This is a genomic window from Streptomyces sp. NBC_01335 (assembly GCF_035953295.1).
In the GTDB taxonomy this organism is placed as follows: domain Bacteria; phylum Actinomycetota; class Actinomycetes; order Streptomycetales; family Streptomycetaceae; genus Streptomyces.
In genome coordinates this window covers 1935155-1961986 of sequence record NZ_CP108370.1, presented here as the reverse complement: position 1 = coordinate 1961986, position 26832 = coordinate 1935155, and the positions used below count along the sequence as shown (strand labels likewise).

Annotated in this window: 21 protein-coding genes; 13 read left to right on the top strand and 8 right to left on the bottom strand. The window is 73.0% G+C overall.

All coding sequences use genetic code 11. The features are described 5' to 3' along the window. Positions 1-52: 52 nt before the first annotated feature. The 4 genes from OG599_RS08070 to OG599_RS08055 all read right to left on the bottom strand — a co-directional run bounded on the left by OG599_RS08070 (position 53) and on the right by OG599_RS08055 (position 4594). On the bottom strand, positions 53-670 hold the full coding sequence (locus OG599_RS08070; RefSeq protein WP_327175268.1) for a DUF4126 domain-containing protein: 618 nt from the start codon (positions 668-670) through the stop codon (positions 53-55). Between the two features lie 361 nt (positions 671-1031). Beyond that, on the bottom strand, positions 1032-1643 hold the full coding sequence (locus OG599_RS08065; protein WP_327175267.1) for a TetR/AcrR family transcriptional regulator: 612 nt from the start codon (positions 1641-1643) through the stop codon (positions 1032-1034). Positions 1644-1698: 55 nt separating this feature from the next. Then, positions 1699-3846, bottom strand: coding sequence for a YhgE/Pip domain-containing protein (locus OG599_RS08060; protein ID WP_327175266.1), 2148 nt, complete (start codon positions 3844-3846; stop codon positions 1699-1701). Then, positions 3818-4594: an ATP-binding cassette domain-containing protein gene (locus OG599_RS08055; protein ID WP_327175265.1), complete on the bottom strand. Its 777-nt coding sequence runs from the start codon at positions 4592-4594 to the stop codon at positions 3818-3820. The genes OG599_RS08060 and OG599_RS08055 overlap by 29 nt, the downstream gene beginning before the upstream one ends. Before the next feature lie 200 nt (positions 4595-4794). On the opposite strand from OG599_RS08055, the gene OG599_RS08050 reads away from it, so the two are divergent. The 3 genes from OG599_RS08050 to OG599_RS08040 all read left to right on the top strand — a co-directional run bounded on the left by OG599_RS08050 (position 4795) and on the right by OG599_RS08040 (position 6926). Continuing rightward, positions 4795-5322, top strand: a complete 528-nt coding sequence (locus OG599_RS08050) for an SAV_6107 family HEPN domain-containing protein (protein ID WP_327175264.1) — start codon at positions 4795-4797, stop codon at positions 5320-5322. Between the two features lie 147 nt (positions 5323-5469). Continuing rightward, entirely contained in the window at positions 5470-6228 is a 759-nt protein-coding gene (locus OG599_RS08045; protein ID WP_327175263.1) for a methyltransferase, read from the top strand. Positions 6229-6533: 305 nt separating this feature from the next. Next, on the top strand, positions 6534-6926 hold the full coding sequence (locus OG599_RS08040; RefSeq protein ID WP_327175262.1) for a DUF3040 domain-containing protein: 393 nt from the start codon (positions 6534-6536) through the stop codon (positions 6924-6926). Between the two features lie 282 nt (positions 6927-7208). Here OG599_RS08040 and OG599_RS08035 read toward each other — a convergent pair whose 3' ends face one another. From OG599_RS08035 to OG599_RS08020, 4 genes are all read right to left on the bottom strand, one after another. After that, positions 7209-9602 (bottom strand): transglutaminase TgpA family protein, encoded by a 2394-nt coding sequence (locus OG599_RS08035; protein WP_327175261.1) that lies wholly within the window; start codon positions 9600-9602, stop codon positions 7209-7211. Further along, positions 9599-11056 (bottom strand): DUF58 domain-containing protein, encoded by a 1458-nt coding sequence (locus OG599_RS08030; RefSeq protein ID WP_327175260.1) that lies wholly within the window; start codon positions 11054-11056, stop codon positions 9599-9601. Before OG599_RS08030 ends, OG599_RS08035 begins: the two co-directional genes overlap by 4 nt. After that, the gene (locus OG599_RS08025) at positions 11056-12102 is read right to left on the bottom strand and encodes an AAA family ATPase (RefSeq protein ID WP_327175259.1); all 1047 of its coding nucleotides are present in this window, start codon (positions 12100-12102) and stop codon (positions 11056-11058) included. The genes OG599_RS08030 and OG599_RS08025 overlap by 1 nt, the downstream gene beginning before the upstream one ends. Before the next feature lie 402 nt (positions 12103-12504). Beyond that, the gene (locus OG599_RS08020) at positions 12505-13068 is read right to left on the bottom strand and encodes a beta-class carbonic anhydrase (protein ID WP_327175258.1); all 564 of its coding nucleotides are present in this window, start codon (positions 13066-13068) and stop codon (positions 12505-12507) included. Between the two features lie 577 nt (positions 13069-13645). Here OG599_RS08020 and rsmH point away from each other — a divergent pair. The 10 genes from rsmH (at position 13646) to OG599_RS07970 (ending at position 26578) form a co-directional block, all read left to right on the top strand. Beyond that, positions 13646-14611, top strand: a complete 966-nt coding sequence (gene rsmH / locus OG599_RS08015; RefSeq protein ID WP_327175257.1) for a 16S rRNA (cytosine(1402)-N(4))-methyltransferase RsmH — start codon at positions 13646-13648, stop codon at positions 14609-14611. Positions 14612-14666: 55 nt separating this feature from the next. Beyond that, complete coding sequence (locus tag OG599_RS08010; protein ID WP_327175256.1) at positions 14667-15278, top strand: FtsB family cell division protein; 612 nt, start codon at positions 14667-14669, stop codon at positions 15276-15278. A gap of 4 nt (positions 15279-15282) precedes the next feature. Then, entirely contained in the window at positions 15283-17256 is a 1974-nt protein-coding gene (locus OG599_RS08005; RefSeq protein ID WP_327175255.1) for a peptidoglycan D,D-transpeptidase FtsI family protein, read from the top strand. 130 nt (positions 17257-17386) lie between these two features. Then, the gene (locus OG599_RS08000) at positions 17387-19114 is read left to right on the top strand and encodes a UDP-N-acetylmuramoyl-L-alanyl-D-glutamate--2,6-diaminopimelate ligase (protein WP_442809392.1); all 1728 of its coding nucleotides are present in this window, start codon (positions 17387-17389) and stop codon (positions 19112-19114) included. Positions 19115-19118: 4 nt separating this feature from the next. Next, positions 19119-20528 carry a UDP-N-acetylmuramoyl-tripeptide--D-alanyl-D-alanine ligase gene (locus tag OG599_RS07995; protein WP_327175253.1) on the top strand — a complete coding sequence of 470 codons (1410 nt, stop codon included), beginning with the start codon at positions 19119-19121 and terminating at the stop codon, positions 20526-20528. Then, positions 20525-21595, top strand: coding sequence for a phospho-N-acetylmuramoyl-pentapeptide-transferase (mraY, locus tag OG599_RS07990; protein WP_327175252.1), 1071 nt, complete (start codon positions 20525-20527; stop codon positions 21593-21595). The genes OG599_RS07995 and mraY overlap by 4 nt, the downstream gene beginning before the upstream one ends. Then, a complete protein-coding gene (gene murD / locus OG599_RS07985) occupies positions 21577-23028 on the top strand; it encodes a UDP-N-acetylmuramoyl-L-alanine--D-glutamate ligase (protein WP_327175251.1) in 1452 nt (483 codons plus the stop codon). Before mraY ends, murD begins: the two co-directional genes overlap by 19 nt. A 123-nt stretch (positions 23029-23151) precedes the next feature. After that, positions 23152-24633, top strand: coding sequence for a putative lipid II flippase FtsW (ftsW, locus tag OG599_RS07980; RefSeq protein ID WP_327175250.1), 1482 nt, complete (start codon positions 23152-23154; stop codon positions 24631-24633). 6 nt (positions 24634-24639) lie between these two features. After that, a complete protein-coding gene (gene murG, locus OG599_RS07975) occupies positions 24640-25734 on the top strand; it encodes an undecaprenyldiphospho-muramoylpentapeptide beta-N-acetylglucosaminyltransferase (protein WP_327175249.1) in 1095 nt (364 codons plus the stop codon). A 49-nt stretch (positions 25735-25783) separates the two neighbouring features. Continuing rightward, a complete protein-coding gene (locus OG599_RS07970) occupies positions 25784-26578 on the top strand; it encodes a cell division protein FtsQ/DivIB (protein WP_327175248.1) in 795 nt (264 codons plus the stop codon). The last annotated feature ends 254 nt before the right edge of the window (positions 26579-26832 follow it).

Genomic DNA, 26832 nt, shown 5'->3' with positions numbered 1-26832 from the left:
CCCTGCGGGCCGGACCCACCTTTTGGGGCGGACGCCCGTCAGCCTCGGGCCGTCAGTCGTAGGGCCAGTGCCGGCCGGCCCCGGCCATCGCCCGCTCCTGGCGCCGCTGCGCCCGGCGGCGGAGGAAGCGGCGGATGCGGGAGGCGAGCAGGCAGAGTGCCAGCAGCCCGAGCACCAGCAGCACCGCCGCGACGGAGGCCGCCGCCACCGGATGGAATATCGCGAAGGTGATGATCCCGGCCACGCCCAGGTCCTCCGCCGTGCTGACCACGACGTTGGAGAACGGCTCGGGGGAGGAGTTGACCGCCATCCGCGTACCGGCCTTGACCAGATGGCTCACCAGCGCCGTCGAACCGCCGACAGCGCCCGCCGCCAGCTCGGGCAGCGAACCGGAGTCGCCCGCGAGCAGCGCGGCGACGACCGCCCCCGATACCGGCCTGACCACCGTGTGCACCGCGTCCCAGGTGGTGTCCAGGTACGGGATCTTGTCCGCCACCGCCTCCAGGAGGAAGAGCAGCGCGGCCACCACGAGGACGTCGGTGCGCTGGAGGGACGCGGGGACCTCGTCGGTGAGGCCGGTCGCGCCGAAGACGCCGAGGAGCAGGACCACCGCGTAGGCGTTGATCCCGCTCGCCCAGCCGCTGGTGAAGACCAAGGGGAGTACGGACACGGAGGCGATCGTAGCCAGCCGGCGACGGCGGCGGGTGGGCTCTCGCACACAGGCCTGAGTACGTGTACCTAGGGGCGCGGATGAGTAGGCACGCGGATGGGCCGCCACCCGCTGGGACGGAAGAGTGGGGGGCACGGAAGGGGCACGGTGTCCGGATCGCCGGCACGGGGCGGCGGACGGTCCGTATCTCCGACGCAACGGGGGCGCACGACGGAGGAGTCGCAGGCCACGGGAGACCGGGGCCACGGGGGACGGCTCCTCCGGCAGTACGCAGGACGCCGGTCCGGTGGAGTTCGAGGGGGATCGAACTCCACCGGACCGGCGTCTTCTCCGTACCGGTCGCCGTGCTGGTACCGGCCCGTCAGCGCCCGCTGACCCGGCCGTGCAGCAGCAGCGACAGCGCCGAGTGGACCTCGTCGAGCGAGCGCTCGGGCTGGAACGCCTGCCAGTCCAGCGCCGCCACCAGCACCATCCCGACCAGTGCGGCGGCGGTCAGCGGGATGTCGATCTCCGAGCTCAGCTCGCCGTTCTCCACCCCCGCCCGCAGCTCGTCCTCCACCACGGCGACCGCCTCCTGGCGCACCACCAGGAGGGTCGACTGCCAGGCCCGGTTGGTGCGCCAGAGCTCGGCCACGTACAGCTGGGTGAAGGCCGGGTAACGGTCGATGAAGGCCAGCCCGGCCCGGATCATCGCGTCCAGCGCGGCAACCCGGGTCCCGCCGCGCGCTGCGGTCTCCTCGGCCGCCGACCGCAGCGCCGCCGTCAGCAGGCCGACGCCGTGCCGCAGCAGCTCCTCGAAGAGCTCGGTCTTGCTCTTGAAGTTGTAGTACACCGTGCCCTTGGCCACACCGGCCCGCTCGGCGATCTCGTCCACCGTGGTCGCCGAGAAGCCCTTCTCGGCGATGAGGGTCACGGCCGCCTCGTAGAGCTTCTGCCGGGTCGCCTGGCGGCGCGTGGTGCCACTGCTTTCCATGAGGTCGATTCTCACAGGTCCGCCGGTGCTCCGAGCCCGTTCGCCCCGAGCGCGCTCACAGACTCAGCTCCGGGTGCAGCCGCTCCAGGGTCCACACCTGCCTGCGCCGGGCGGCGACGGCGGTCAGCGCGAGGGCCCCGGCCGTGAAGGCCGCCAGCACCGCGCAGCCCTGCCAGACGGGCCCGGACCCGCCGCCGGTGATCAGCCGGCGCAGCGCGTCGACGACCCAGCTCATCGGCAGCCAGGGGTGGACCGCCTCGAAGAAGCCGGGGCTGGTCCGCACGGGGTAGGTACCGCCGGCCGAGGTCAGCTGGAGCATCAGCAGCGCCAGCACCAGAATCCGTCCCGCCGCGCCGAAGCGGGCGTTCAGCCACTGCACGATCGCCGCGAAGCAGCAGGTCACCAGGGCGAGGAAGCCGACCGTGGCCACCGGGTGCGCCATCTCCAGGCCCAGCCCCCAGTGGAGTACGGACATCAGCGCGGCGACCTGCACCAGACCGGTCGCGGCCACCGGCAGCCAGCCCGCGAACGCGGTCCGGCGGGCGGAGGCACCGGCCGCGAGGGCGCGCCGGTTCAGCGGCTGCATCAGCATGTACGCCACCATCGCGCCCACCCAGAGGGAGAGCGGGATGAAGTACGGGGCGAAGCCGGTGCCGTAGTTCGGAGCGGCGTGGAGCGACGAGGAGGCGAGGCGGACCGGGTCGGCCATCACCCCGGTCCGGGCGTCGCGGTCGGCCTCGTCGTAGTCCGGAATCTCGCCGACGCCGTCGTTCAGCCCGTCCGCCAGGGTGGCGGCCCCGTCGCTCAGCCGGTGCAGCCCGCTGTCCAGGCCCAGGGCGCCGGTCTTCAGCTCGCCGACACCGGTGTCCAGCGCGGTGGCCCCGGACTTCGCCGTGGACAGCCCGGAGTGCAGGGTCCCGGCGCCCTCGGCGACCTGCCGCGCGCCCGCGTTGAGGGCGTCGACCTTCGCCACGGCCGACTCCAGGTCGTCGTCGAGCGTCGGCGCGTGCTCCGCGAGATCCTCCGCCCGCTGCTGCAGGACCGTCAGCCGGGTGCGCAGCACGGCGAGATCGCCGTCCTCGTCCTTCACCAGGGCGCTGACGTCGTCGGCCACGGCGGCGACCCCGGCCGCCGCCGTCACCGCCTTCGCCAGCGGATCGCAGACGGCCGGGTCGGGCAGCGGCGCCTCCTCGCACCGCTGCGCGTGGACGGCGGTGAGGTCGTCGGCGGCGGTGTGCGCGGCGGTGGCCGCGACGGGCGCCGCCTTCACCAGTTCACCGAGGTTCTCCCGCACGGTCCGCGAGGCGTCGGCGACCAGCCGGGCGGTGTCGCCGACGGACTCGCCGTCGTCCTTCAGGAACGGCCTCAGGCCGTCCGCGATCCGGTCGACCTGGTCGGCGAGGAGCTGGGTGCCGTCCGCCACCTGCCGCGATCCGGTCCGCAGGTCGGCGGAGCCCCGGTCGAGCGCGGTGATGCCGTCGGAGAGCCGCTCGCTGCCGGACTTGCTCTCCTTGAGCCCCTCGGCGAGGTCCTTCGACCCCTGCTCGGCCGTCGCGATGCCGCTCCGCAGGTCGTCCGCTCCGGCGGCGGCCTTCGCCGTCGCGTCGTGGATGTCCGAGAAGCCGATGAAGATCCGGTCGAGGAAGCCGCGCGAGGCCTCGGCCGAAGCCGCCGCGCGGATCTCGGAGAACACCGTCCTGGAGATCTGGCCGACGATGTAGTTGTTGGCGTCGTTGGTGCGCACCTGGAGCGCGCCGGTCTCGGGGGAGTCGCCGCCGCTCGACGCGACCCGCCGGCTGAGGTCGGCGGGCAGGGTGAGCGAGAGGTAGTACGTACCGTTCTCGACGCCCCGCCGGGCCTCGGCGGCGTCCACCCGGTGCCATGCGAAGGTCTTGGAGTCCAGGAGCTTGGCGGTGAGCTCGTCACCGACGGCGAGCCGGTCCACGGCCGCCGCCCTGCCGCTTCCCTGCGCCTTGCCGTTCCCCTCCGCCTCGCCACCTCCGTCCGGGATCGCCGCCCCCTCGTCCTCGTCGACCAGGGCGACGGGAATCCGGTCCAGATGCCCGTACGGGTCCCAGAAGGACCAGAGGTAGAGGGCCCCGTACAGCAGGGGCAGCAGCAGGAGTGCGGCGAGCGCGGCGCGCGGCAGCTTCCCCCTGCCGAAACGCTTCAGCTCAAGCCTGGCCAGACCCGTCGCGCGCATCGCCGGCCTCCTTCTCGTCAACGGTGCCGGGTTCCGTGTCCGGGCCGGTGCGTACGGCCGGGACGCCCTCGGGGGCCTCGGCGCACACCGCGAGCACGGTCGTGCCCCGGGCGGCGACGGTGCGCAGCAGCTCCCAGGCCGCCGCCCGGTCCGCCGCGTCGAGCCCCAGGTCGGTGTCGTCGACCGCGAGCAGCCGGGGCTCGTCCAGCAGGGCCAGGGCCACGGAGAGCCGCAGGGCGTCCAGCCGCCCCAGGTCCCGGGCCTGGGTCCGCCCGGCCTTCGGCAGGGCGGTGAGGTCGAGCCCGGCGTCCTTCACCACCTCGGTGATCCGTTCGCCCACCGCCGCGCGCTCCCGGCGCGGCCGGAGCAGCGCCCGGACGGGACCGGTGTACCGGCTCCGGAGCAGGGCGCGCTCCCGCAGATGCTCGGTGACGGTGAGGGCCCCTTCGAGCTCACTGACGCCGGGGACCGGTCCGAGCGCGGTGATCCTGCGGACTGCCGCGAGCCTGCCCGGGAGTGGGTAGCCGCCGGTGCTCGCACGGCCCTCCGCCGTCCGCATCCGGCCGGTGAGCGCCAGCAGCAGCGAGGTGCGGCCCGAGCCCGAGGGGCCGGCCAGGGCGGTGAGGGTGCCGGGCGCGGCGTCGAACGCCACACCCCGGAACGCCCACCCGCGCGGGCCCCGCAACCCGAGGCCCCGTACCTCCACGGCCGCGCCGCGCGACGTGGCCGCCGGTTCTTCGTCCGCCATCGCTCCCTCTCTTCGCGCTGCCCGGCGTTCTAGGCCGCCCGACAGTGTTTTTGAACTGACTGGTCAGTGCAAAAAAGTAGCCGGAATGCACGCCGGAAGCAAAAGGCCAGGTCAATGGGGCTTGAACCGGATTGTCAGTGGTACCCGCCACCATGGACACATACGGCCACCGAGCCGTCACAGACGACAGGAGGATCGTCATGGCCAGCTCGTCCGCAGCTGCCGCCCCGGGGCGCCGCGCAGGCAGCCCTGCCCCCTCACCCACCGGTCCGCCCGACGACGTCCACCCCGTGTCGCGCCGCGCCGGGGCCCCGCCTGCCGCCCTCGATCTCCTCGCCAAGGCCCACGCGGGCCTGACCGAGGCCGCCGTCCTCGACGTCCCCAACGAGCGGTACGCCACCGCGCATCTCGCCGCCCTGCGCGCCGCGGCCGCGGTACTCGCCGCCCGCGGCCGCCCCGAGACCTCCAAGCGCCACCGCGAGCGCATCCGCAGCGCGTGGGAGGTGCTCCCGGAGATAGCGCCGGAGCTCACCGAGTGGAGCGCACTCTTCGCCTCCGGGGCCGGGCGCCGGGCCCGTGCCGAGGCCGGTCTCCCCGGCGCGGCGAGCCGCCGGGACGCCGACGACCTGCTGCGCGACGTGGCGATGTTCCTGCGGCTGGTGGAGCGGCTGCTCAGGCTCCACCCCGCTCTCCCGCAGCCGAGGAGGGGGCGCCCCGGCGCGGGGTGACGGCGCTCCCTGCGGACGGTGCGCGGGGCGGCGGAGCGGGAGGGGGAGGTGGCAAGCGGGAGGCAATAGGGTAGGAGCGCACCCGCACCACCTGCACCGTTCACGCTCCGCCGCCCGCAGCGGCATTGTGCCGAGGAGTCATCTGCCGTGTCGGACCAGCCGCGCCCCCGCGCCTCCCTCCGTACCGCCGTGGTCTGGGAGGTCCTCAAAGGCGCCCTCGACCGTCAGGTGAAGGCGACCGGCAGCGACAGCCTGGAAGTCCTGGACACCGGAGGCGGCACCGGCAACTTTGCCGTGCCCGCCGCCCGGCTGGGCCACCGCGTCACCGTCGTCGACCCCAGCCCCGACGCCCTCTTCGCGCTGGAGCGCCGGGCCGACGAGGCGGGCGTCGCCGACCGGGTCCGAGGGGTCCAGGGCGACATCCTCGGGCTGTTCGAGGTGGTGGAGCGCGGCACCTTCGACGCGGCGCTCTGCCACGGCGTCCTGGAGTACGTGGACGACCCGGCCGAAGGCGTACGGAACGCGGTCGGGGCGCTCCGCCCGTCCGGCGCCCTCAGCCTGCTCACCGCGGGCTCGGGCGGCGCCGTGCTGGCCCGCGCCCTCGCCGGTCACTTCGTGGAGGCCCGCCGGGCGCTCACCGACCCGTCGGGCCGCTGGGGGGACGCCGACCCGGTGCCCCACAGGTTCACCGCCGACCAGCTCTCCGGACTGATCCGCGACGCGGGTCTCGACGTCGCCTCGGTGCACGGTGTGCGGGTCTTCGCAGACCTGGTCCCCGGTGTGCTGGTGGACACCGAACCGGGCGCGATGGAGGCTCTGCTGAAGCTGGAGGCGGCCGCCGCCGAGCTGCCTGCCTTCCACTCGGTCGCCACCCAGTTGCACGTCCTGGGCGAGCGCCGGGCCTGACGGCGGCCCGCCGGGGAACACCGGGTGACGGGGGAGCGGCCGACCGGCACCGCGAAGGCGGGCGCACTCGGTGCATCCCCTCCCGCTCCGGGCCCCCGATCCGGGCCCCGGCCCCGTATGATCGGGTGACAGGATCCGGCATGACGGATCGGCCACCGGGGAATCAACGCCTCAAGGGCCGAACCGACATGGCGGTACGGACTGGCTGCTGGCTGGTGGGCGCGGGTTTCCCGGGGGCGAATCCCTGCCTATCCTGGAAGGGCCGCTTACCGGTCGCCCCCGCGGCCGACGACGAGGAGGACTCCGTGCCGCTCTCGGAGCACGAGCAGCGCATGCTCGAGCAGATGGAGCGAGCGCTGTACGCCGAAGATCCCAAGTTCGCGACAGCGCTTGAGGGAAGCGGGCTGCGTACGTACACCCGGCGACGGGTTTACCAGGCGGTCGCTGGATTTCTGGTGGGTATCGCGCTCCTGATGTCCGGAATGGTCGCCCAGCAGATCTGGATCAGCGTGGTCGGCTTCCTCGTCATGCTCGGCTGTGCCGTTCTCGCGGTCACCGGCTGGCGCAGGGCGCCCAAGCCCGGGGAGCAGCCGCAGCGCGGCGCACCGGCCGCCGGGCGCGGGCCCAGGCAGCGCCGGTCCGTGATGAACCGCATCGAGCAACGGTGGCAGCGCCGCCGCGACGAACAGGGCCAGTGAGTCTTCCCCCGCCCGGTCAGCCGGGCGGGGTCGTACGACGTAGGGCCGGTACGACGTAGGGCCGGTACGACGTAGGGCCGATACGCCGTAAGAACGTACGACGGAGGGGCGGGACGCGCACGACGCGTCCCGCCCCTCCGTCATGTGCACCCGGGGGCCGCCCCTCCGTCATGTGCAACCGGGGCCGTCGCGAGGCGACGGGGTACGCCGGGCGGGCCGTGCCCCGCAGGGGTGCACGGCCCGCCCGCCCGGACCACCGGGACCAGCCCCGGGCCCCCGGCCTCAGCCCCGGGACCGGGACGGGCGGAGGGAGCGGCCGGCCGCCGCCATCCGCTCCGCGAACCGTCCCGCCAGCGCCGTCCGGCGTTCCGAGACCGCCCACACCACCCGGACGGCCGAGCGGGGAGCGAGCGCGGCCCGGAGCCGCGCCGGCCGGCCCGCGCGGGCGGCCAGCCCCGCCCGTACCAGCACCGCGTCCTCGGACAGCCGGGCGGGCTGCTGCGCCCGGGGCGCGTACAGCACCTGCTCCACGGCTCCCGCCACCCGGTGCAGGGCCGCAGCGGCCTCACCCTCCAGCCCGCCCAGCCGCACGACGCGCTCGGCGGCCCGGCGCGGGGTCAGCGCCTCGTCCGGGACGATCCCGTGGTCCCAGGCCGTGTCCGTGACCTCCCGCCAGACCGCCAGCGTTCTCGCCGCCGCGTCCGCGGGAGTCCGCCCGCCCGACCCGTACAGCCGGCGACGCCGCTGCCGGGTCCGCCACAGCAGCGGCGACAGCGGGAGCAGCACGACCAGCACCACGCCGAGCGCCACCAGGGCCACCGTGCCCAGCGGGAACCCCGGCCCGGCCGTGTTCGCGGCGACCGGTGCCGCCGAGGGCCCGCAGGCACCCTCCTTGCGCACCAGCGCCGAGCAGCTCTCCGAGGCGGACGGGGCGGCCGAGGGCTGCGCCGAGGCCGAAGCGGTCGGAGCGGCCGACGTGTCGGTGGACCCGGTGGGTGCCTGGGGCACCGTGTACGAGGGCACCGAGCCCCGCGTGGGGGTCGGCTCGAAGCGCGTCCACCCCACGCCCTGGAAGTACAGCTCCGGCCAGGCGTGGGCGTCCCGCAGCCCCACCGAGACCGACCCGTCCGCCTGCGTCGTCCCCGGAGTGAAGCCCACCGCGACCCGTGCCGGGATACCCAGCGTCCGGGCCATCGCCGCCATGGCGAACGAGAAGTGCACGCAGAAGCCGCGCCGGTTCTTGAGGAACCGCCCGATCGCCGCCGTCCCGGTGCCCGAGTTCACCGACGTGTCGTAGGTGAAACCGCCGTTCTGCGCGAACCAGTCCTGCAACGCCACGGCCTGCTCGTAGTGGTTGGCCGAGCCCTGCGTGACCTGCGCGGCGGTCTCCGCCACCACGTCCGGCAGGGACGCCGGCACCTCGGTGTACTCCAGGGTCAGGTCCGCCGGGGGCAGCCCGGCCGACGCGAGCTGCGCCGCCGTCGGCTCCACCACCAGGCTGCTGACCTGGTACCGCGCTCCGCCCGTCGTCTGGCCGCCGTCGCCGATGAGGGTCCGCCCCTCGGGCTCGTACCGCCAGCGGCCGTCGATACGGACCTTGGTCGCCGGATACGGCATCGGCAGGTAGTCCTGCCGGTAGTCGTCGGACGCGGTGATCTGGGAGGTGACCTCGGTGGTGACGACGTCCTGCCCGAGACCCGCCGGCTGCGGAAGCCGGTTCGGTACGTCCCGCAGCGCCCGCTTGGACGGCAGCCACTCGGCCCCGGTGAACCGGTCGAGCGAGAGGATGCGCAGATAGGACCCCTGCGCGGCACCGTCCTCGGAGCGGTACCTCAGCACCTCCCGGTTCTCCGCCTGGTTGAGGTTGTCCTGGAGGGAGACCAGCGGGTTCACCGCCGAGATCGTGCCCCCGCCGCCACCCCGCCCGTTGCCCGCGCCCAGGCCGTCCAGCAGACCGCCGCCGAGCGCCGGCAGTGCGACCGGGACCACCAGCGCGACGCCCAGCGCCAGCGCCCCGATCCGGCGCCCGGTCCGCACCGGGGACTTCACCCGGGCCCCGGGCGCGGGGCCGCCGCGCGCCGGGCCGGCGAAGAGCCGCCCCCACTGGGCGGTACGGTCCCGGCCCTCGGCCAGCAGGAGCAGCAGATAGCCCGAGGCCGCCAGCACGAACCACAGCCGGCTCGCCCCACCGTCGGAGAGCCCCGCCGCCACCGAGTACAGCGCGAGCAGCGGGAGCCCGGCCGGTGCGGCGGCCCGCAGGGTCACCGCCAGCACGTCGACCAGCAGCCCGATCAGCAGGACCCCGCCGACCAGCAGCAGCTTGATGCCGTCCGTCATGGGCGCGGGGATCGCGTACCGGCCGACGTCGTCCGCCCCCGCCGTCAGCAGGTCACCCAGCCACTGGACGGCACCCGGGCCGGGCAGCACCCCGAGCAGCGCCCGGTCGCCGGCGAACGCGGCCGTCAGCAGTACCAGCGCGACCAGCACCTGCACCCCGACGGCCACCGGGCGCGCCGGCACGAACCGCCGCGCCAGCGCCCCCGCCGCGCTCTGCACCGCGAGCAGCAGCGCGGCCTCGAACACCCACGTCCAGGGGTCGACCAGGGGCAGCAGCGCCCCCGCCGCCAGCAGCGTCGCCGCGTAGGCGCACAGGGCGAGCCGGACGGGACCGCTCATGACCATCCTCCGGAGAAACCTGTCGCAGCGCCGCCACCGGCGGGCTGGGTGTCACCGGGCTGTCCGGCCCGCTGCCACACCTGGGCGAGGTCCGCCCCGGGCGGCACCGGAACCGCTGTCCAGCCCGCTTCGCGCAGCAGCCGCAGCCGCTCCGCGAACGGGGTCGCCGGCGCCGGACCCGCGCCCGGCGCCCACTCCTCGCCGTCCAGCACGAACGCGACGGCCGCACCGCTGCGCCGCCGCATGGCCGCCGCGACCGCCACCTGCTCCTCGTCGAGGTCGCCCAGGAAGGCGAGCAGCAGGCCCTCGTGGCCGCCGCGCAGCACCTCGTGCGCGCCGCCCAGGCCGCCGGCGTCGGAGTGCTCGACGACCGCGAGGGTGTCCATCATCAGCCCGGCCGCCTCGGCGGACGCGTGCTCCGAACCGGAGGAACCCGAGGAACCGGAGGAACCGAAAGATCCGGCCGAACCGGAAAATCCGCTTCCGCCGCCACCCGGCATCGCACCGCCACCGGGCATCGCACCGCCCTCGTCCGTCAGCAGCCGCACCGCGAAGCCCCGCTCCACCAGGTGCGCCAGCGCGGAGGCCGCCGCGGCCACCGCCCACTCGAACGCCGACTCCGGCCCGGAGCCACGGAAGGCCTCCCGCCGGGTGTCCAGCAGCACCGAGGCCCGCGCCCGCTGGGGCTGCTCCTCACGGCGCACCATCAGCTCGCCGTAACGGGCGGTGGAGCGCCAGTGGACCCGGCGCAGGTCGTCGCCGTGCCGGTAACCGCGCGGCAGCACGTCGTCCTCGCCCGCCTGGGCGAGCGACCGCTGACGCCCGTCGCCGTAGCCGGAGGCCGCCCCGGTGAGCCGGAGCGGGGGGAGGGCCTGGGTGCGGGGGATCACCACCAGGGTGTCGTGGGCGCTGAAGGAGCGGGTCAGCTCGCACATTCCGAACGGGTCGGCGAGCCGCAGCTGCAACGGCCCCAGCGGGTACCGGCCCCGCAGGTCCGAGCGGACCCGGTAGGAGACCTCCCGCCGCCCGCCGGCCTCGACCCGGTCCAGCACGAAACGGGGCCTCGGGCCGAGCACGTACGGAACGCGGTCCTGCAGCATCAGCAGCCCGGAGGGAAGCCGGGAGGCGTTGTCCACCCGCAGGTGCACCCGCGCCTCCGAACCCGCCGGCACCCGCGAGGGCGACAGCCACCGCGTGCCGACGACCCGGTAACGGGTGCGGTGGAGCGCGGCGACGCAGACGAGTGGCAGCACGGCGAGCAGCAGGCCGACCCGGAGCAGATCGGCCTGGCCCAGGACGTAGGCGCAGATCGCGGCGGCGATCCCGGCGGCCAGGAAGGAGCGCCCCCGGGTGGTCAGCCCGCCCAGGGCCGCCCGCAGGGTGCCTCTGCCGCCGTCCGCTTCGTCGCCGGCCACCCCGCCACGGGGGCCCGGACCCCGGTGCGTGTCCGCCATCACGGCCGCCGCGTGCCGGGCGCGTACGCCGGACCGCCCTGCGGGTACGGGGCTACGCGCCGGCCGGCGGACCGGTCGTCCGGCGAGGTGGGTACGGGCGTGCGCTGCAGGATCTCCGCCACCACCTGCTCCGCCGTGCGGCGGTTCAGCTGGGCCTGGGCGGTGGGCAGCAGACGGTGGGCGAGTACCGGTACGGCGAGCGCCTGGACGTCGTCGGGCAGCGCGTAGTCCCGGCCGCCGAGGGCCGCCGACGCCTTTGCCGCGCGCAGCAGATGGAGGCTGGCCCGGGGGGAGGCGCCGAGCCGCAGGTCGGGGTGGCTGCGGGTGGCCTGGACCAGCTCGACGGTGTACCGCCGCACCGACTCGGCCACGTACACCGAGCGGACCGCGTCGATCAGCTTCACGATGTCCTGGGCGTGGGCCACCGGCTGGAGGTCGTCCAGCGGCGGGACCCCGCCGTGCACGTCGAGCATCCGCAGCTCGGCGTCGAGGCTGGGGTAGCCCATGGACACCCGGGCCATGAACCGGTCGCGCTGGGCCTCCGGCAGCGGGTAGGTGCCCTCCATCTCGACCGGGTTCTGGGTCGCGACGACCATGAAGGGGTCGGGCAGCGCGTAGGTCTGCCCGTCGGTCGTGACCTGCCGCTCCTCCATCGATTCGAGGAGGGCGGACTGCGTCTTGGGCGACGCGCGGTTGATCTCGTCGCCGATCACGATCTGGGCGAAGATGGCGCCCGGCTTGAACTCGAAGTCCTTGCGCTGCTGGTCGAAGACGGACACCCCGGTGATGTCCGAGGGCAGCAGGTCCGGGGTGAACTGGATGCGGCGCACCGAGCAGTCGATGGACCGGGCCAGCGCCTTGGCCAGCATGGTCTTGCCGACTCCGGGCACGTCCTCGATCAGCAGGTGACCCTCGGCGAGCAGCACGGTCAGCGCGATCCGCACGACCTCGGGCTTGCCCTCGATCACGCGCTCCACCGACCCGCGCACCCGCTCCGTCGTGGTGGTCAGATCAGTGAGGTTCGTTCGCTCGTCATAGGTGGTCACCCGGTCCTCCTCGGCCCTTCACGCACGGGCCCGCGCCGCCGAACGGCCTGGCCCACCCCGATTGCGGACGCCCCTCCGGAAGCCCCGGAGTGCGTCACCCACCGCATTCTTGTTGCCGTTACCGCTTCGTGTCACTCGCCTCCGGCCAACCCGGGCCGATATGTCGGGTGTTGTCGATATTCGGATGCGGGTACGAGTCGGAAAAAAGTGCGGAGGGCCGGAGAAGGCGGCTGGTGGAAGGGGGTCCGGAGGTGGCCCCGTGACGAGGACGGCGACCCCGGCGCGGAGCGCGGGGTCGCCGGGGGCTGGGGCGGGTCGTCAAGTGACTGGGGGCGGGTCGTCAAGGTGCCGTCTGCCGGCCTCGGGCCGGACGGCGGCACGTCGACGGCGCGCCCCCCGGCGTCAGGAGGCCGGGGAGATCTCGCGCAGCAGACCGGTCGTGACGTCGAAGACGAAGCCCCGGATGTCGTCCGTGTGCAGGAGGAACGGCGAGGTGCGGACCCGCTGGATCGACTGGCGCACGTCCTGGTCGACGTCGGAGAAGGACTCCACCGCCCACACCGGCCGCTGGCCGACCTCCAGCTCCAGCTCGTGGCGGAAGCCCTCGGTCAGCGATTCCAGACCGCAGTTGGTGTGGTGGATGAGTATGACGCTGCGGGTGCCGAGCGCCCGCTGGCTGATGGTGAGCGACCGGATCACGTCGTCGGTGACCACACCGCCCGCGTTGCGGATGGTGTGGCAGTCGCCGAGCTCCAGGCCCAGCGCCGCGTGCAGGTCGATGCGCGCGTCCATGCAGGCGACCACGGCCACCTTCTGGACCGGGCGGGCGTCCATGCCCGGGTCCTTGAACGCGCTCGCGTACTGGGCGTTCGCCTTCACCAGGTGGTCCGTGACGGTGTCGCCCGGGCGGGGCGCGTCCGGGGTGGCGGGGGCGGCGGCGGAAGGAGACTGCGCGGAAGTCGACATGACTACGACGTTAGCCGCCCCACCTGCTCGGAGCGGCTCGGGGAAAAGGACAAAGAACGTCAACGAGGCTTGTTGTGAGCTAACCCACAGGACTCGCCCGCGCTCGCCCGTCCGGGTGAGGACCGGGGGCCACCGGAGCGGGGCGACGCGCTGGGAGGTTCGTTGATCCGGAATCGATCGAATGGCAGGGTGGACTAAAGTGACGCGAAGTTACCGACCGGCCGCGAGGCCGGTCACGCTCCGCGGTTCCACGCGTTCGTGCCGCATGTTCCGGTCCCTTCCGCAACTCCTGCGGCTCCGGTGGCTCCCGTGGTCCCCGGTGGTCCCAGCGGGTTTCAGCGGTGCCCGGCATTTTCGGCAATGCACCGCGGAAGTCCGTACAACTCCATACAACTCTCCACCCCGTATTTCTCCGCATTCCCGATGTCCCCGTGATGCGCGACGAACGTGCGGCCCGGCCCTCTCCCGCTCATGGCAGGCCGGCGCCTCTTCCCCGGCGCCGGCAGGCCTCCCCTTCTGAGCGGGCGGGGACCAGGCCGCACGTGCCGCCTCACGGACCTGAGCCTGAGAGGGCGCATTGAGCCAGACCCGACACGTCCCGGTGATGCTCCAGCGATGCCTGGACCTGTTGGCCCCGGCTCTGGAGCGGGCGGGCGGCAACCCACCGGTGGTCGTCGACTGCACCCTCGGCCTCGGCGGACACAGCGAGGCCCTGCTCACCGCCTTCCCCGAGGTACGGCTCGTCGCCCTCGACCGGGACAAGGAGGCGCTCCGGCTCTCCGGCGAGCGCCTCGCCCCGTACGGCGACCGCGCCACCCTGGTGCACGCGGTCTACGACGAACTGCCCGAGGTGCTGGACCGGCTCGGCATCCCCAAGGCCCAGGGCGTCCTCTTCGACCTCGGCGTCTCCTCCATGCAGCTGGACGAGGCCGACCGGGGATTCGCGTACGCCCAGGACGCGCCGCTCGACATGCGCATGGACCAGACCACCGGGATCGGCGCGGCGGAGGTCCTCAACACCTACCCGCCGGGCGAACTGGTCCGCATCCTGCGCGCGTACGGCGAGGAGAAGCAGGCCAAGCGGATCGTCTCCGCCGTCGTGCGCGAGCGCGAGAAGGAACCGTTCACCAACAGCGCCCGGCTGGTCGAGCTGATCCGCGACTCCCTCCCGCAGGCCGCCAAGCGCACCGGCGGCAACCCGGCCAAGCGCACCTTCCAGGCACTGCGCATCGAGGTGAACGGCGAGCTCACCGTCCTGGAGAACGCCATCCCCGCCGCGGTCGCCTCCCTCGCCGTCGGCGGCCGGATCGCCGTGCTCTCCTACCACTCGCTGGAGGACCGGCTGGTCAAGCAGGTGTTCGCGGCGGGTGCGGCGAACACCGCGCCGCCCGGACTGCCCGTGGTGCCCGAGCGCTACCAGCCCCGCCTCAAGCTCCTCACCCGGGGCGCGGAGCTGCCCACCGAGGAAGAGGTCGCCGAGAACCGGCGGGCCGCCCCGGCCCGGCTGCGCGGCGCCGAACGCATCCGCGAGGACGAGCGGTGACCGCGCCCCGGGGGCGTACGCCCGGCGACCGCGCCGGTGTGCGGGAGACGACGCGGTGAACCGGCCGGCCGCGCCGCTGAAGGGACGCGCCGCCCGCCTCGCCGGGCTGATGCCGTCGGGGCCGAGCAACGCGGCCCGCACCCCCTTCATGCTGCTGGTCGTGGTCCTCCTCGGCGGCGGGCTGATCAGCCTCCTGCTGCTGAACTCCGCGCTCAACGAGGGCTCGTTCCGCCTCAGCGAACTGCGCAAGCAGACGACCGACCTCACCGACGAGGAGCAGGCGCTCCAGCGGGACGTGGACGGTTACTCGCAGCCCGACGCGCTGGAGCGGCGGGCCAGGGAGCTGGGCATGGTCCCCGGCGGCAGCCCCGCCTTCCTCAACCCGGACGGCACGGTCCGGGGCGTCCCCGCCGAGGTCACCGCCGAACCCGACCCGGAACCCACGCCCACCCCGGCCGCGACGGACGAACCCGCGCCCGACGAGGAACCCCGGGCGACCGGGGACCCCCAGGCCGCCGGGGCGGCAGGGTCCGAGGAGTCCGCGAGCCCCGCGGAGAGCGCCCCGCCCACCCCCGTACCGTCCGCCGCGTCCTCCTCACCGGCCGCCTCCGCGAACCCGACGGAGCCCATCGCGGCGACCACGACCCCGACGAGCCCCGGCAGGTGACGCAGTGCCGTCCAAGGAACCGCCGCGCCGCCGTGTGCCCGGCCCCGCACGCCCCCGGGGGGCCTCCGGCGGTACGGGACGCCCCCGGCCCACCGCCCGCCCCGAAGCCCGGCGCCCCTCGTCCGGCAGGCCGGGCCGCCCCGCGCCGCGCTCCCTGCGCCTGGGCAACCCGCGCCCCCGGCTGCGCCTGGTCAGCCTCGGGCTGACCCTCGTCATGCTGGTGTTCACGGCCCGGCTCCTCCAGGTCCAGGCCGTCGACGCGCACGCGTACTCGGCGAAGGCCAAGGAGAACCGCTACCTCGAGTACACCGTCGCCGCCGAACGCGGCGAGATCACCGACCGCAACGGCATCGCGCTGGCCACCAGCGTCGACGCGTACGACATCACGGCCGACCCCAAGATGTTCACCCCGGCCGAGAGCAAGATCCCGGACGCCCCCGAGCAGGCGGCGGCCCTCCTCGCCCCCATCCTCGGCAAGGACGCGGCCACCCTCACCGCGCAGCTCTCCAAGCCCGAGAGCCGCTACACCGTGCTCGCCCGGCGGCAGACCCCGCAGGTCTGGAAGCAGATCAAGGACCTGAAGTCGGTCCTCGCGGACAAGGCGGCCGAGGACGGCGGGGACGCGACCGGCGTACTGGCGGGCGTCTTCCAGGAGCCGACGACCAAGCGCGTCTATCCGAACGGCGACCTCGCCGCCGGGATACTGGGCTTCGTCAACGCCGACGGCAAGGGCGGCGGCGGCCTGGAGTCCCAGCTGAACGAGGAGCTCTCCGGCCAGGACGGGAAGATCCGGTACGCCCAGTCGGGCGGCCGCCGGGTGCCGACCGCCGGTGCCAAGGAGATCCCGGCGGTCGAGGGCACGGACGTCGAGCTCACCATCGACCGGGACATCCAGTGGGCCGCCCAGCGGGCCATCAGCGAGCAGGTCGAGGCGTCCAAGGCGGACGGCGGGTACGTCGTCGTGCAGAACACCAGGACCGGCGAGCTGCTGGCCCTGGCCAACGCCCCGGGCTTCGACCCGAACGACCTCTCCACCGTCGACGCGGGCTCGCTGGGCAACGCGGCGCTCCAGGACGTGTACGAGCCCGGCTCCACCGCCAAGGTCATGTCCATGGCCGCCGTGCTGGAGGAGGGCGCCGCCACCCCCCTCACGCACGTCACCGTGCCCAACCGGCTGCACCGCGGGGACCGGCTCTTCAAGGACGACATCGACCACAAGACCTGGTACCTCACGCTCAACGGCGTCCTCGCCAAGTCCAGCAACATCGGCACCATCCTGGCGACGGGTCAGCTCGGAAAGACCCAGCCCGAGGCGAACAAGGTCCTCTACTCCTACCTCCACAAGTTCGGCATCGGCAGCCCCACCGGCCTCGGCTACCCCGGCGAGTCGCCGGGCATCCTCGCCGAGCCCCAGGACTGGTCGACCTCCCAGCAGTACACGATCCCCTTCGGCCAGGGCCTCTCGCTCAACGCCGTCCAGGCGGCCTCGGTCTACTCGACGATCGCCAACGGCGGGGTACGGATCGCCCCCACGCTCGTCCGCGGCACCAAGGGCCCCGACGGCCGCTACACGGACGCCACCAAGCCCGAGGAGACCCGGGTGGTCAGCGAGAAGACCGCCAAGGAGGTCTCCACCATGCTGGAGTCCGTCGTCAGCGACGAGGAGGGCACCGGCACCAAGGCGCGCATCCCGGGCTACCGGGTGGCGGGCAAGACCGGTACCGCCAACCGGGTGGACCCGGTCAGTGGCGTGTACGACGGCTACACCGCCTCCTTCGCCGGCTTCGCACCCGCCGACGATCCGCAGATCACCGTCTACTGCGCGATCCAGAACCCCACCAAGGGCAACTACTTCGGCGGCCAGATCTGCGGGCCGATCTACAAGAAGGTCATGGAGTTCGCCCTCAAGACCCTCCAGACCCCACCGAGCGGCAGCAAGGCGCCCGCACTGCCGGTCTCCTTCGAGCCGGGCGGCTGACCGGACAGGGCGCGGCACGACCGCGGCGCGCGCCGGGCGGACGGAGACGTTCCGGCCGCGCGCACCGAAGGGCGAGCCGCGCCGCGCACCGGACCCGGCCGTGACCTCGTACGTTCCCAGGGGAGCACCAGTGACAACCATCACCCCCGATCCGGGGAACCGGAATGAGAAGTTCCGCAACCCCGGCCCCTCACTTCGCGAGAGGCCGGGTCAGCCCGGTACGCTCACCGCCGTGCCCCACGCTGATCAGTACCGAATCACCCCGAAGGACGCGCCCGTGAACTACCCGGGAGCGCCCCGACCGGAACGGCTCAGGCCGACCTCCCTCGGCGAGCCGGCCGCCCGCCTCGGCCTCGAACTGCCCGCGGCGGTCGAGGTCACCGGCATCACCCACGACTCCCGGGCCGTCCGCCCCCAGGACGTGTACGCGGCTCTGCCTGGCGCCAGGCTGCACGGCGCCGACTTCGCGGCCCAGGCGGCCGGACTGGGCGCCGTCGCGGTCCTCACCGACCCCGCGGGCGCCGACCGGGCCGCCGCCACCGGACTCCCGGTGCTGGTCGCCGAGGACCCGCGCGCCGTCATGGGCGACCTCGCCGCCGAGATCTACGGCCGCCCCGGCACCGACCTGCTCCAGATCGGCATCACCGGGACCTCCGGCAAGACCACGACCGCCTACCTCGTCGAAGGCGGGCTGCGCGGCGCCGGACACGCCACCGGGCTCATCGGCACGGTCGAGACCCGCATCGGCGACGAGCGCATCAAGTCCGAGCGCACCACCCCCGAAGCCACCGACCTCCAGGCCCTCTTCGCGGTCATGCGCGAACGCGGCGTCGAGTCGGTCGCCATGGAGGTCTCCAGTCACGCGCTGGTGCTGGGCCGCGTCGACGGCTGCGTCTTCGACGTCGCCGTCTTCAACAACCTCAGCCCGGAGCACATGGAGTTCCACTCCGGCATGGAGGACTACTTCCAGGCCAAGGCGCAGCTCTTCACCCCGGAGCGCAGCAGGCGAGGGGTCGTCAACTACGACGACAGCTACGGCCGCAGGCTCGTCACCGAGGCCGGCGTCCCCGTCACCACCTTCTCCGCCGAGGGCCACCCCGACGCCGACTGGCGCGCCGAGGACGTCGAAGTCGGGCCGCAGGACAGCACCTTCACCGTCGTCGGCCCCGACGGCGAGCGCATCTCCGCCCGGGCCCCGCTGCCCGGCCCGTTCAACGTGGCCAACAGCCTCGCCGCGATCGTCACGCTGGCCGTCGCCGGGATCGACCCGCAGACCGCCGCCGACGGCGTCGCGGCCGTCCCCGGCGTCCCCGGCCGGCTGGAGCGCGTCGACGCGGGCCAGCCGTACCTCGCCGTCGTCGACTACGCGCACAAGACGGACGCCGTCGAATCGGTGCTCCGCTCCCTGCGCAAGGTCACCCAGGGCCGGGTGCACGTCGTGCTCGGCTGCGGCGGCGACCGCGACACCACCAAGCGCGGCCCGATGGGCGCCGCCGCGGCCCGCCTCGCCGACACCGCCGTACTGACCTCCGACAACCCCCGCTCCGAGGACCCGCTGCGGATCCTCTCGGCGATGCTCGCGGGCGCCGCCGAGGTGCCCGTCCACGAACGCGGCGACGTCCTGGTCGACGCGGACCGGGCCGCGGCCGTCGCCGCGGCCGTCGCCCGCGCGCGGCCCGGCGACACCGTCCTCGTCGCCGGCAAGGGCCACGAGCAGGGCCAGGACGTCCACGGGGTGGTACGCCCCTTCGACGACCGTCAGGTCCTCCGCGCGGCCATCGCGCGGTCCCTGGGGCGCCCCGACGCCGAACCCACCCAGCAGCACGAAGCCCACCACGAGAACAACAGTCAGGGATGACCAAGTGATCGCCCTTTCCCTCGCCGAGATCGCCGAAATCGTCGGCGGGCAGCCGCACGACATACCGGACACCTCGGTCGTCGTCGACGGCCCGGTCGTCATCGACTCCCGGAAGGTGGAGCGGGGCAGCCTGTTCGCCGCCTTCGTCGGTGAGCAGGTCGACGGCCACGACTACGCCACCGGCGCCGTGGCGGCCGGAGCCGCCGCGGTCCTGGCCACCCGCCCCGTCGGGGTGCCCGCGATCGTCGTCGACGACGTGGTGGCGGCGCTCGGCGCCCTCGCCCGCCACGTCGTCGTCGATCGCCTCGGGCTGCCCGTCGTCGCCCTCACCGGTTCCGCGGGCAAGACCTCCACCAAGGACCTCATCGCCCAGCTCATGGAGCGCATGGGGCCGACCATCTACCCGGTGGGCAACCTCAACAACGAGATCGGCCTGCCGGTCACGGCTCTCCGCGCCACCGAGGAGACCCAGCACCTCGTGCTGGAGATGGGCGCCCGCTACATCGGCGACATCCGCTACCTCACCGGACTCGTCCCGCCCCGGATCGGACTCGTCCTCAACGTCGGCACCGCGCACATCGGCGAGTTCGGCGGCCGGGAGCAGATCGCCCAGGCCAAGGGCGAGATGGTCGAGTCGCTCCCCGAGGACGGCGTGGCCGTCCTCAACGCCGACGATCCGCTCGTGCGCGCCATGTCCTCCCGTACGAAAGCGCGGGTCGTTCTCTTCGGAGAGTCGCCCGAATCGGACGTACGCGGAGAGAACGTCCGTCTCACAGCGGACGGACACCCCGCTTTCAGCCTCCACACACCCACCGGGTGCAGCGAGGTGACCATGCGCCTGTACGGTGAGCACCACGTGTCGAACGCGCTCGCCGCAGCCGCCGTCGCCCATGAGTTGGGCATGCCCGTACACGAGATCGCCGAGGCGCTCTCCGAGGCGGGCACCCTCTCCCGCTGGCGCATGGAGGTCACCGAGCGTCCGGACGGTGTGACGGTCGTCAACGACGCCTACAACGCGAACCCCGAATCCATGAGAGCCGCACTCCGTGCGCTGGCCGCCATGGGCAGGGGCCGGCGGACCTGGGCGGTGCTCGGTCAGATGGCCGAGCTCGGTGACGAGTCGCTCTCCGAGCACGACGCGGTCGGACGGCTTGCCGTCCGGCTCAACGTCAGCAAGCTCGTCGCGGTCGGGGGAAGAGAAGCCTCCTGGCTGCAACTGGGCGCTTACAACGAGGGTTCGTGGGGTGAGGAGTCGGTGCACGTGTCCGACGCACAGGCGGCCGTCGACCTGTTGCGCAGTGAACTGCGCCCGGGAGACGTCGTGCTGGTGAAGGCGTCCCGGTCGGTCGGCCTGGAGATGGTTGCCCAGGCACTGCTGGAGAACTCGACCGAGGGCGAGGTCACCGGCCGATGAGGCAGATCCTCTTCGCGGGGGCCATCGGGCTCTTCCTGACCCTGGTCGGTACCCCGCTGCTCATCAAGCTGCTGGCCCGCAAGGGATACGGGCAGTTCATCCGGGACGACGGCCCGCGCACGCACGGCAGCAAGAAGGGCACGCCCACCATGGGCGGCATCGCCTTCATCCTGGCGACGATCATCGCGTACGTCCTGGCGAAGGTGATCACCGGCGAGGAGATGCGGTTCTCCGGTGTCCTCGTGCTCTTCCTGATGGCGGGGATGGGGCTCGTCGGCTTCCTGGACGACTACATCAAGATCGTCAAGCAGCGTTCGCTCGGCCTGCGGGCCAAGGCGAAGATGGCCGGCCAGCTGATCGTCGGCATCGCCTTCGCGGTGCTCTCGCTCCAGTTCGCCGACATCCACGGCAACACCCCGGCGTCCACCCGGCTCTCGTTCGTCGAGGACTTCGGGTGGTCGATCGGACCGGTGCTGTTCGTCGTCTGGGCCCTGTTCATGATTCTCGCCATGTCCAACGGCGTGAACCTGACGGACGGTCTGGACGGCCTGGCCACCGGCGCGTCGGTGATGGTCTTCGGCGCGTACACCTTCATCGGCCTCTGGCAGTTCCAGGAGTCGTGCGCCAACGCGATGGAACTCACCAACCCCAGCGCCTGTTTCGAGGTACGCGACCCACTCGACCTGGCGGTCGTCGCCTCAGCGCTGATGGGTTCCTGCTTCGGCTTCCTCTGGTGGAACACCTCGCCGGCCAAGATCTTCATGGGTGACACCGGTTCGCTCGCGCTCGGCGGCGCCCTCGCGGGCCTCGCCATCTGCTCGCGCACCGAGTTCCTGATGGCGGTCCTCGGCGGCCTCTTCGTGATGATCACCATGTCCGTGGTCATCCAGGTCGGTTCCTTCAAGATGACCGGCAAGCGGGTCTTCCGGATGGCACCGCTCCAGCACCACTTCGAACTCAAGGGGTGGTCGGAGGTCCTCGTGGTGGTCCGGTTCTGGATCATCCAGGGCATGTGCGTGATCGTCGGTCTCGGACTCTTCTACGCGGGATGGGCAGCCAAGAAGTGAGCACCACCAACGCGGCGGACTGGCGGGGGAAGCACGTCACGGTCGCCGGACTCGGGGTCAGCGGGATTCCCGCCGCCCGGGCCCTGCACGGACTCGGGGCGCTGGTGACCGTCGTCAACGACGGCGACGACGAGCGCTCCCGCACCCAGGCCGCCGGCCTGGAGGCGGAGGGGATCACCGTCCGCCTCGGCGACGGCGACACCCTGCCCGAGTCCACCGAACTGATCGTCACCGCCCCGGGCTGGAAGCCCGCCAAGCCGCTCTTCCTCGCGGCCGCGGCGGCCGGCGTCCCCGTCTGGGGCGACGTCGAACTCGCCTGGCGGCTGCGGGGGATCAAGGGCGACGAGCCCGCCCCCTGGCTCGCGGTGACCGGCACCAACGGCAAGACCACGACCGTACGGATGCTCGCCTCCATCCTGGAGGCCGCCGGGCTGCGGACCGCGGCCGTCGGCAACATCGGCGTCTCCCTGCTGGACGCCGTACTGGGCGAGGAGACGTACGACGTCCTCGCCGTCGAGCTCTCCAGCTACCAGCTGCACTGGGCGCCCTCGGTGCGCGCCCACTCCGCGTCGGTGCTCAACCTGGCCCCGGACCACCTCGACTGGCACGGCTCCATGGAGGCGTACGCCGCCGACAAGGGCCGGATCTACGAGGGCAACACCGTGGCCTGCGTGTACAACGCGGCCGACCCCGCCACCGAGGAACTGGTGCGCGAGGCCGACGTGGAGGAGGGCTGCCGGGCGATCGGCTTCACCCTCGGCACTCCCGGCCCCTCCCAGCTCGGCGTTGTCGACGGCATCCTCGTGGACCGGGCCTTCGTCACCAACCGGCAGAAGCAGGCCCAGGAGCTGGCCGAGGTCGCCGACGTCGATCCGCCGGCCCCGCACAACATCGCCAACGCCCTCGCGGCGGCCGCGCTGGCCCGCGCCTTCGGCGTGAAGCCCGCCGCGGTCCGCGACGGACTGCGCGCCTTCCGCCCGGACCCGCACCGCATCGAGCACGTCGCGGACGTCGACGGCGTCCGTTACGTGGACGACTCCAAGGCCACCAACACCCACGCCACCGAAGCCTCCCTCGCCGCCTACGAGCCGATCGTCTGGATCGCCGGCGGCCTCGCCAAGGGAGCGACCTTCGACGAACTGGTGAGCGGCGCCGCGAAGCGCCTGCGGGGCGTGGTCCTCATCGGCCGCGACCGGGCCCTCATCCGCGAAGCCCTGACGCGACACGCCCCCGAGGTACCCGTGGTCGACCTGGACCGGACCGACACTGGGGCCATGTCCGAGGCGGTCGCCGAGGCCGCACGTCTCGCCCGCCCGGGCGACACCGTGCTGCTGGCCCCGGCCTGCGCCTCGATGGACATGTTCGTCAACTACAACGAGCGGGGCGAGGCGTTCGCGGACGCGGTCCGCGCACTCGCCGACGACAGCGCCTGACAGGCCCGGCCCCCGGGCCGTACCGTCCCCGGAGAGAATGTGACCCGGGGGGACGGGTACGGCCCGGTCCGGGCCGCCGGGCCGTCGCCGCCCCGGGCACGATCAGCGGAGGGGACAGCGACTATGCCGGCCGATGAGGGTCCCGACGCCCGGGGACGGGTCCGCGCGCGAGCGCACGCGACGAGGACCGGCGCCTTCCGTACCCGGCCGTTCGCCCCGGCCGCCCTGCCGGCCCGGTCCGGTCCACCGGACGGGGTACCGACCCATCCCGGTCTGGCCCTGCGCGGACGGCTCGCCGCGGGCACCGGCCGCGGCCCCCGGCCCGCCCGCCCCCCGGCCCGCTCCGCCCCCACCCCCGGCCGCCCGCGCGGCGGCGGGGTGCGCCGCGCCTACGAGCAGGCACGGCGGGCCTGGGACCGCCCCCTGACGGCGTACTACGTCATCCTCGGCTCCAGCCTGCTGATCATCGTGCTGGGCCTCGTGATGGTCTACAGCGCCTCGATGATCAAGGCGCTGGAGCTCGCCAAGCCGAGCACCTACTTCTTCCGCAAGCAGTTCCTGGCCGCCGTCATCGGAGCCGGCCTGATGCTGCTGGCCGCCCGCATGCCGGTCAAACTCCACCGCGGGCTCGCCTACCCGATGCTGCTCGGCACGGTCTTCCTGATGGCCCTGGTCCAGGTCCCCGGCATAGGGATGTCGGTCAACGGCAACCGGAACTGGCTCTACATCGGCGGACCGTTCCAGCTCCAGCCCAGCGAGTTCGGCAAGCTGGCCCTCGTGCTGTGGGGTGCCGACCTGCTCGCCCGCAAACAGGACAAGCGGCTGCTCACCCAGTGGAAGCACATGCTGGTCCCGCTGATCCCCGTCGCCTTCATGCTGCTCGGTCTGATCATGCTCGGCGGCGACATGGGCACCGCGATCATCCTCACCGCGATCCTCTTCGGCCTGCTCTGGCTCGCCGGGGCGCCCACCCGGCTCTTCGTCGGGGTGCTCGGCTTCGCCGGGGCCATCGCCGTCCTGCTGATCAAGACCAACCCGAACCGCATGTCCCGGCTCGCCTGCGTCGGAGTCAGCGAGCCGGACGCCGCGGGCGGCTGCTGGCAGGCCGCGCACGGAATCTACGCCCTAGCGTCCGGTGGCTGGTTCGGATCGGGACTCGGTGCGAGCGTGGAAAAATGGGGACAACTGCCCGAACCCCACACCGACTTCATCTTCGCCATCACCGGCGAGGAACTGGGGCTGGCGGGGACTCTGTCGGTGCTCGCCCTCTTCGCGGCTCTAGGCTATGCGGGTATCCGCGTGGCCGGACGCACGGAGGACCCCTTCGTGAGGTACGCCGCGGGAGGTGTGACGACCTGGATCACCGCGCAGGCTGTGATCAACATCGGTGCGGTGCTCGGCCTGCTGCCGATCGCCGGAGTCCCGCTCCCGCTGTTCTCCTACGGGGGGTCGGCCCTGCTGCCGACCATGTTCGCGATCGGGCTGATGATCGCCTTCGCGCGGGAGCAGCCCGGTGCGCAAGCGGCCCTGGCCATGCGGAGGCCCGGGGTGAGATGGAAGACGATGAGACGGCGCGTCAAGAAGCGTCCGTCCGGAGAGCGGTGAATTTCGGTGCATGTCGTACTCGCCGGCGGGGGGACCGCCGGCCACATCGAGCCCGCGCTTGCCCTCGCAGACGCCCTGCGCAGGCAGGACCCGACCGTGGGCATCACCGCCCTCGGCACGGAACGCGGCCTGGAGACCAGGCTCGTACCCGAGCGGGGGTACGACCTGGCGCTCATCCCGGCCGTACCGCTGCCCCGTAAGCCCACACCGGAGCTGATCACCGTCCCGGGCCGGCTGCGTGGCACCATCAAGGCCGCCGAGCAGATCCTGGAACGCACCAAGGCCGACTGCGTGGTCGGCTTCGGCGGTTACGTCGCGCTGCCCGGCTACCTCGCCGCCAAGCGCGCCGGAGTGCCGATCGTCGTCCACGAGGCCAACGCGCGCCCCGGCCTGGCCAACAAGATCGGCTCCCGGTACGCCCACGGCGTCGCCGTCTCCACCCCCGACAGCAAGCTGCGCGGCGCCCGCTACATCGGCATCCCGCTGCGCCGCACCATCGCCACGCTGGACCGGGCCCGGGTCCGCCCGGAGGCGCGCGCCGCCTTCCGGCTCGACCCCAACCTGCCCACCCTGCTGGTCTCCGGCGGCTCGCAGGGCGCCCGCCACCTCAACGAGGTGGTGCAGCGGGTCGCGCCGCTGCTCCAGCGCTCGGGCATCCAGATCCTGCACGTGGTCGGCCCGAAGAACGAATTGCCGCGTATCGACAACATGCCCGGTATGCCGCCCTACATCCCGGTACCGTACGTGGACCGGATGGACCTCGCGTACGCGGCGGCCGACATGATGCTCTGCCGTGCGGGCGCGATGACCGTGGCCGAACTCTCCGCCGTCGGGCTGCCCGCCGCGTACGTCCCGCTGCCGATCGGCAACGGCGAACAGCGGCTCAACGCCCAGCCGGTGGTCAACGCCGGCGGCGGCCTGCTGATCGACGACGCGGCCCTCACTCCCGAGTGGGTGCAGGCCAACGTCCTTCCGGTGCTGTCCGATCCGCACCGACTGTATGAAATGTCGCGCGCCGCGGCCGAGTTCGGCCGCCGCGACGCCGACGACCTGCTCGTCGGCATGGTGTACGAGGCGATTGCCGCACGCCGCCAGGCGTGAGGCGGGGCGGGCCCGGGGCGTGCGCCCCGGGCCCGGCGAAGGAGCGAGCGTGGCCGGACCGACGACCGCCCAGCGCGGGTCAGGGCAGCAGGCGGACACTCCGGCGCGCGCGCCGCACGCCGGACCCGGGAGGGGCGGGTCCGCCCGCCGCAGGAACCTGGTCCTCGGCGCGGCCGGGGCCGCCCTGCTCGCCGGGGGCCTGGCGTGGGCGCTCTGGGGCTCCTCCTGGCTCCGGCTGGAGCGGGTCGGGGTCGACGGGACCGAGGTCCTCACCCCGGCCGAGGTGGAAGCGGCGGCGGCCGCTCCGGTCGGCTCGCCGTTGATCGGTGTGGACACCGATTCCCTGGAGCGGCGGTTGCGGCAGAAGCTCCCCCGTATCGACACCGTGGACGTCACGCGTTCCTGGCCGCACGGAATCGATATCGAGGTGACCGAGCGAAAGCCGGTCCTCCTGGTGAAAAAGGGCGCAAAGTTCACCGAAGTGGACTCCGAGGGTGTGCGGTTCGCAATCGTGGACAAAGCACCCAAGGGTGTTCCATTGCTGGAATTGAAACCCGATCGTTCCGCGAGTCTGCGCCGTTTCGGCGGTGACCGTCTGTTGCGGGAGGCGGTGGGGGTCGCCGGCGACCTCCCCGCCGCCGTCGCCCGGGACACCGAGGTCGTGCGGGTGACCTCGTACGATGCGATCTCGCTGGAGCTGACGGGGGGACGGGAAGTGGTTTGGGGCAGTGGTGAACAGGGCGCGGTGAAGGCGAAAGTCCTCATCGCCCTGATGAAAGCCGCTCCCAAAGCGGGACACTTCGACGTGAGTGCGCCCACCGCTCCTGCGTCTTTGGACAGTTGACGAGTATTTGGCCTGACCAGCACCCTGGTTGGTCATCGCTACGGGTGATCACATAGGGTGAAAAGAAAAACGGGAGGTTCGGCGTGTTCGTTGAACGTGCGCCACTTGTCGACTTAGTGTCCTGTTCGGAAGAGTCCAAGAAGCAGACACACTGGTAACCCTAAACTTCAGCGTTAGGGTTTGGGTCGGCGTTCGGACCGTCCCCATCGACATCCGTCGTCGCGGCGGGCCACCGCAGAGCGACGACACGTAAA